This window comes from Pseudaminobacter soli (ex Li et al. 2025), from assembly GCF_003012705.1.
Lineage (GTDB): Bacteria > Pseudomonadota > Alphaproteobacteria > Rhizobiales > Rhizobiaceae > Pseudaminobacter > Pseudaminobacter soli.
In genome coordinates this window covers 87,021-93,526 of record NZ_PXYL01000018.1, presented here as the reverse complement: position 1 = coordinate 93,526, position 6,506 = coordinate 87,021, and the positions used below count along the sequence as shown (strand labels likewise).

At 56.7% G+C, this 6,506-nt stretch carries 5 protein-coding genes, 1 tRNA gene, 1 rRNA gene and 1 pseudogene; 5 read left to right on the top strand and 3 right to left on the bottom strand.

Annotated features, from left to right (window positions below; all coding sequences use genetic code 11):
• Together rrf and C7I85_RS24735 are read left to right on the top strand one after the other, a co-directional pair.
• Nucleotides 1-110, top strand: a 5S ribosomal RNA gene (gene rrf, locus C7I85_RS24740); the annotation flags it as partial.
• Nucleotides 111-242: 132 nt separating this feature from the next.
• Nucleotides 243-319: transfer RNA gene (locus C7I85_RS24735), tRNA-Met, on the top strand.
• Nucleotides 320-1,019: 700 nt separating this feature from the next.
• Here C7I85_RS24735 and C7I85_RS24725 read toward each other — a convergent pair.
• Nucleotides 1,020-1,721 carry a gamma-glutamyl-gamma-aminobutyrate hydrolase family protein gene (locus tag C7I85_RS24725; RefSeq protein WP_106726674.1) on the bottom strand — a complete coding sequence of 234 codons (702 nt, stop codon included), beginning with the start codon at nt 1,719-1,721 and terminating at the stop codon, nt 1,020-1,022.
• Between the two features lie 358 nt (nt 1,722-2,079).
• Nucleotides 2,080-2,232 (bottom strand): annotated as a pseudogene (locus tag C7I85_RS32350) (IS3 family transposase); the annotation flags it as partial.
• A gap of 60 nt (nt 2,233-2,292) precedes the next feature.
• Between C7I85_RS32350 and C7I85_RS24715 the strand changes: the two are divergent.
• Nucleotides 2,293-2,508: a hypothetical protein gene (locus tag C7I85_RS24715; protein ID WP_106726673.1), complete on the top strand. Its 216-nt coding sequence runs from the start codon at nt 2,293-2,295 to the stop codon at nt 2,506-2,508.
• Nucleotides 2,509-2,548: 40 nt separating this feature from the next.
• On the opposite strand, the gene C7I85_RS30670 is transcribed toward C7I85_RS24715, so the two are convergent.
• Nucleotides 2,549-3,145: a hypothetical protein gene (locus C7I85_RS30670; RefSeq protein ID WP_146148948.1), complete on the bottom strand. Its 597-nt coding sequence runs from the start codon at nt 3,143-3,145 to the stop codon at nt 2,549-2,551.
• A gap of 553 nt (nt 3,146-3,698) precedes the next feature.
• Between C7I85_RS30670 and C7I85_RS24705 the strand changes: the two genes are divergently transcribed.
• Both C7I85_RS24705 and C7I85_RS24700 read left to right on the top strand, forming a co-directional pair.
• A complete protein-coding gene (locus C7I85_RS24705) occupies nt 3,699-4,682 on the top strand; it encodes a helix-turn-helix domain-containing protein (RefSeq protein ID WP_428832896.1) in 984 nt (327 codons plus the stop codon).
• A gap of 303 nt (nt 4,683-4,985) precedes the next feature.
• Complete coding sequence (locus tag C7I85_RS24700; protein WP_106726670.1) at nt 4,986-6,488, top strand: ABC transporter substrate-binding protein; 1,503 nt, start codon at nt 4,986-4,988, stop codon at nt 6,486-6,488.
• Nucleotides 6,489-6,506: the final 18 nt, after the last annotated feature.

Genomic DNA, 6,506 nt, shown 5'->3' with positions numbered 1-6,506 from the left:
TGGTTATGGCGGAGCGGCTGCACCCGATCCCATTCCGAACTCGGCCGTGAAACGCTCCAGCGCTGATGGTACTTCGTCTCAAGACGCGGGAGAGTAAGTCGCTGCCAGGTCTGCCAAATGCATGTCAAATCTTCTCCAAACGACAAAAGGCCCGTGAAAGCGGGCCGGCCGGCCGCACCCCCGCCATAAAACGGGAGCGGCCATTTGCTTTGGCAGCAACCGGCCAAGGTCCAGCAAGTTGACGCGGGGTGGAGCAGCCCGGTAGCTCGTCAGGCTCATAACCTGAAGGTCGTTGGTTCAAATCCAACCCCCGCAACCAAACATTACGCTACAGCACGCTGTACTAGCCAAAGCTGCGATCCAGTGCGCCGAAACCCTACGATCAACGACTTCTAAATCACCGTCAGAAAACGGAAAGTCCAAAATCGACAGGTGCAAAGCGGCCAGCTGCGGCCTCAGCGACCGCTTCCTCCAGACCGATAAGCAGCTGGATTATCAGGCCATGAAAGCGCCAGTGAAGCACGTTCTGCAGGCGCGGCACGCTCCCGCTTGCATGCTTATGGGCCGCGCGGGCAACAACCTTTAGCATCGCGCGGTGCCGTCCAATTCTGGTTCCGATGCGGTGGACGTCCCCCAACGGCCCAGATTTGGTGGAGGTGATAAACACCACTAGAGGCGTCAATGGTGGACGCAAGGACAATTGGCGTTCATCTGGCGAAGAACGTGGCCCAGGTTAAAGCGGTCAATGCCTCGGGAGCGGTCCTGTGACGTAAGAGGTTGCGACAGCACCTGCTCCATGCATTCTTTAGCCTGATGTCGAGCGCGAGATCAACAGCCTTGCAGCGGGCGAGCATTTGGATCGCGTTGGAACAACAGCCAGCCGATTGCCATTGAGCTCGTCGAATGGCAGCGTACCGAACGAGGATAGCTATCCGAGCAAAGCGCCGGGACCGATCGCAAGCTTTCTCAACAACGACCGCGGCCGGCCCAACGATGAGAGTCGCTCCTGCACTGCGTCGCTACGGCCGCAGACTTGCTGCTTCCACGAATGCGTCAAAGATACGAGAGCCGGGGTGGGCCTCGGCGTCGAGTAGTTCCGGATGCCACTGTAGCCCCATGGCAAACGATTGCGAAGGTACTTCGATCGCTTCGACAACTCCATCTGACCCGCGGGCGGTAACAACCACGTTGCTGGATATCTCTACGATTGCCTCCCGATGAAAGGTGTTTACGCCGAATGTCTCAGCGTTAAAAATGTCAGCCATCCTTGTGCCAGCTTGGATGTGGACGTCGTGGAGTAGATTGCCCCGATCATGGTTGATCGCACCTGGCCACGAGGAATGCACATCAGAAACCATCCGGCAGCCGTTTAGGCATGCGAGCATTTGCATGCCGTTGCAGATCCCGAGTACGGGTTTGTTGCGTGCAAGAAACCCCTCCATCAGCGCCAGCTCGACAGAAAGACGGTCAGATGGCCGATATTTTGACCGATCACCTTCGACGTACCAATCCTTAGGAAAGTTTATACGCCCACCGACGCTCAAGAACCCATCGAATTCCTCGACCACTTGATCGACCAGCTCAGGCACATAGGGGATACCGAATGGGAAAGCCCCGGCACGGCTTACAGCAGTGAAGTAGCTCTTTGAGGTATCGTATCGGCTACCATCGTCACTGGTGTTTTCATCCATGATTACGGCGATTGTGGACTTACGCTTCATAGTGTTCCTACCTGGTTTTCTGAATCTTCCAAGCGCAAGTGCGCGAGTGAGAGCAACACGATAAAAGTTTGGGGAAGCCAAGGATCCTCACACGAAAGTTCGTGTGGATTGACCTGGCCCATGTCATTCGTCTGTATGGGGGACCGGAGACTTTTCCGCTGTGAGCCGCGCTAATGTAGTAAAGTGCTGCTTTGATGGACCGCGCTTGCGGCATGGTTCCATGCTGGCCCATCCAATCATCTGTCTTGCCGCAAGGACGAGTTTGGTTTGCCACGGTCGAGACAACTGGCTGGATATGGCGAAGGACGTATCAAGTCCATGCAGCCGATCGCAACGCCCTTGACGTTGCCCCCAAGTTTTATCCAGTTTTGAGTTCGCTCCAGCGGTTTTGGGTTGCTGCATTTGGGGCGGTAGCGGCGGGTTGCGGTGCGGAGCCATTTCGGCTGCGCAGCACTGCATCACGTCGCGGGTTGATGGTCTGAGCGAACTCGGCGGGTGTCAGCCAGCCGACCGCTAGTCAGACCTGCGAGCCCTGAAAAGGTATCTTTGGCAAGTGCAATGAACTTTACAAGTGGTCCTCGAGGTATTCGTTCGTCAGAAGTTTGATGGTTATATCGGCATTCCTGTCAGGGATGAATCGGAAGCCGTCTTGCGGGCTTTCATCCGGCGTTTCATCGTCATCGTAACATGCGTGATTGAACCCACTGCCATCAGGTTTCCTGAAGATGCGATCTTCTCGTTCGGTTCCATCCTCGTTTGCCTGGCAAACCCTGATGATAGCATTTGATTTGACTGGCATCGCCCTGAGGTCCTTTTGAACAGGGACGCTACTGCCATCTCACACCAAGTTGAAGGGTCTTGAGTGGATCGACCACAAGAAGTTCGTCGAGCGGCTTGCCGTCTGGGCCGCGATCATCGATGAAGTCCAGGGGCTTAGAGAGAAATTTTCGGAACAGGTAGACAACGATCCAGCGCTGTATTGCGAGCGCAAGCTGATCATTGTCGTCGACCTCGCAGATTCTTCGCAGCATAGGCACTTCGCCAAGGTGAACTCCGGCCACTGGCCGATCAAAACAAACCGCGTTGACGATGTCATACATCCTCACGGCGATTCCGGATAAATCCGCCCTGGGTCTACCCCGAAGAATAACAATTCGCCCCGGCCTGTCCCTCTGCCAAACCCGGTAGTCATTAAGTTTTGAAGCTCTAAGGGCGAAAAAGGCGGGTCGCTTGTGCAACGTTTTCACCAACGAGGCCTGATCGCATTCTGCCGTGATCCGGCAGATCGTGTCGTTTGGTTGAAGCACAAGTGGTTGCGGGTCCCACAAGAACGGTGAACCAGGCTGACGCCGAACGTCGTTTACCCAAGTCCAGAGCTTCTTCAGGTCGGCTTGTGCATCCGGTCGCGAGAGAAACTCGGTCATGCGCTGCTTCAAGGATTTTGCGTTCTGATAGGGTGCCAACATGCCGTGAGAATACTCGTTGAATCGACAGGTGCAAAGCGGCCAGCTGTGGCTTCGGCGGCGACTTTCTCAGACCAACAAGCAGCTGCATCATCGGGCCATGAAAGCGCCAGCCTTTCTCTAGGATGGGTTGTCGAAGGCCGGGCACTTACCTGCATCATCTGCTAAGAGCTGGGAGGGGGAGAATGACCAGCATTCAATTTGTCAAACAGCGCCGAAGGATTTGCATATACGAAATGCAAATCAAGCGGGGTTATGATCGGCGGTGAGCACGCGCCCGAAGGCATTTTGCCTTGTCTGCGTGATGGCCCGAATGTTCGCTCTTACCTTCGCGAAATATCATATCCAGAAGAGCGATGCTGGCAGAGGCACTTCTGCCCTGGCCGGGTTGTCAATCGCGGTCCAGCTGGTGTCGGTGCGCCGAATGTTGATGAAGACCTCGCGCTTGTTGCACGGGCCAATATCTGTTACTTAACAAGCTAAATGATCTGTCCTGCATTGGTGTGAGGCAACGTTGGACCTGTTGAGCTCTGCGGATCTGCTCCACAAAGATCGGATACGGACACCATTCAGTCGCTGGGTTGATGATCTTCACTACACCTGTGGCAGCTTCCGCCCCAGCGCGATGGATACAAACCTCGACATTCGCGGCGAAGCCCGGCGGATCAACGCATGCGGCATGGAATTTTCCCATATCTCCAACGACCTCGATCGCGTCGAGCATGATTGGGACGATGTTCGGCGTGACGCGATCGAACAGCTTTTCCTGATCGTGCAACTCGAAGGCTCGTGCGGGGTGGAGCACAGCGGCCGGCAAAGCGCCTTGAACGTAGGTGATTGCATCCTGGTCGATTCCACCCAGCCCACGACATTCCATTTCGGCGGCAAGTTCAGCAATCATCTCTCCCTGAACCTACCGCGGCAGCCGATGTATTTTCACGGAGGCGACAAGCTCGACGTGGCGCGCACGCTTGACGCCGTCGACCCGATGGCTGTTACACTGCGGGCCCTGGTGGCCAAGGTTCTTGCAACACCTGAGAGCGATCTGCACGCCGCGAGCTTGCGCCAATTGATGCTCGACGCGACCCGGCAGGCCTTTGTGTCCAACGTGGAAAGCGTGCTTTCGTTCGACTCGCTAGGCGACCTGGCATCCGGACGACTGCAACTGGTCGACATTCTGATCGATCAGCACCTGACGGGTCCGTACCTTTCCGCGCAGTGGCTGGCGAAGCGAGTCGGGGTGTCTATTCGGATCCTGCAGCTGCATTTTCAGGGTCTAGGGACGACCTGCACCAACTTCATTCGCGACAAGCGTTTGCGTTTCGCACACGAGAAGATCAAGCAGCTTCGCTTCCAGCGCGGTACGCAGACCATCGCGGATGTCGCTTATTCGGCAGGCTTCAACGACCTGTCCTATTTCAATCGGTGTTTCAAAGAGCTGTTCGCCTGCGCGCCGAGCGATCTTCTTAAATCGACACCGAATAGAAGAACGCACTAGCGAACCGCCCACCTCACCGCGTTCACCAGGTTCACAAGAACGTCCGCCGTGGGGAGCTTCCGGTGAGCGTGCCATCACGCTCACTTTTCCGAGAGCCTTTCTGAGGTGACGGGTGGGGGCTCTAAGTGGCCTTCACGACAATGGTCTCCGACATCGATATTTCGTTCAAGCCCAAGTCGGGTTTCGTTTCGCTCCAAGACAGGCCTTCGCGGCAGGTGTTGTTTGTACGGGCACGGTCGCCAAACAAGAACACGCCCGAATGTCGAGGCAAGAGCGCAGGCCGGCATATCTGGGGGAGGAACCATGGCTATGATACCGATGAAATTCAATCGCGCTGTAACGGTCGCTCTGCTGGCCGCCACAACAGTCCTGACGACCCATACCCTCGCGCAAGCGCAAGAGCTTGTGCTTGGCGTCATCGGCAACAGCAAGGACATGGTGCAGCCATACTCACCGACAAGCTCAGCGTCCGCCGGCTCTCTCTACGATCAGCTTTATGACAGTCTGACTGCTTACGATTCCAAGGGCGCCGTGGTGATGGAACTCGCCGAGTCCATGACCCCGAACGCGACCATGGATGTTTGGACAGTCAAGCTTCGGCCCAACGTCGAGCGCCATGACGGCAAGCCGTTCACTGCCGACGATGTGATCGCCAGCGTCAAATACATGATGGATCCGGCAAACAATTTCGTCGTCTCCAGTCAGATCGATTTCGTCGATCCCACCAAACTGCATAAGATCGACGACCTAACGATAGAATTTACCCTCAAGCGCCCCTTCGGCCTGTTCGCCAATGCTTTTGCAGACAACGATTTCAGGATGCGCGCTATTGCTGATGATGGATCTGTAGTCGGCACCGGGCCGTTTAAGCTCGAGTCCTTTACGCCGGGACAGGAAGCTCGACTGACCCGCTTCGAAGATTATTGGGGTGAAAAGCCCGGCTTCGATAAGCTTCGCATCATTGGGTTCAGGGATCAACAAGCCGTCACCAATGCTCTGCGCGGTGGTCAAATCGACGTGGCGTATTCAGTGCCCTACACGGATGTACCGGCACTGACCAAGGATCCGAAGCTGAAGACGGTGATCAGCGGTACAGCGACCTACCCGATGCTGGCAGTGCGGGTGGACACTCCACCATTCAACGACAGTCGGGTACTTGAAGCGCTCAAGCTGGTGATCGACCGTCAGCAGATCGTCGACAACGCCTTTGGCGGTTATGCAAAGATCGCCAATGACTTCCTGGGCAACAACACCGCCTGTCCGGCGCCTGCGGAGCCACAGCGCGTGCAGGACATCGCCAAGGCGAAACAACTGCTGGCCGAGGCCGGGAAAACCAACCTCAAGCTCGAGCTGGTGACGGACGGTGCCTTCGCGGGCATGATGGAGATGGCACAGCTTTATGCGCAGCAGGCCGCGCAAGCGGGCATCGCCATCAAAGTGCGTCGCCTCGATCCGGCTTCCTTCCTCAACCGCTGGCGGGAATGGCCGTTTCTGATCAGCCTGACGAGCGGGCCCTACGAGACCGCGACGCTCGCGGCCCTGCTGCCGGGGCAGGGCGAGAATGCTACGCATTTCGACGACGCCGAATACAACGACCTTGCAAAGAAGCTGCAAAGCACAGGCGATCTGACCGAGCAGTGCAAGCTGATCACGCAGTTACAGGCGATCGAATACAAGCGCAGCGGCCACATCGTCGCCGCCTATCCGGAAAACATCACCGTCTATCGGGACACAGTCAGCGGATTGCAGCCGGACCTCTACGGCCGCACGCCGATCCACTACGCGGGCGTCACCGTCAGCAAGTAGCGGCGGAATTGCGAGGAA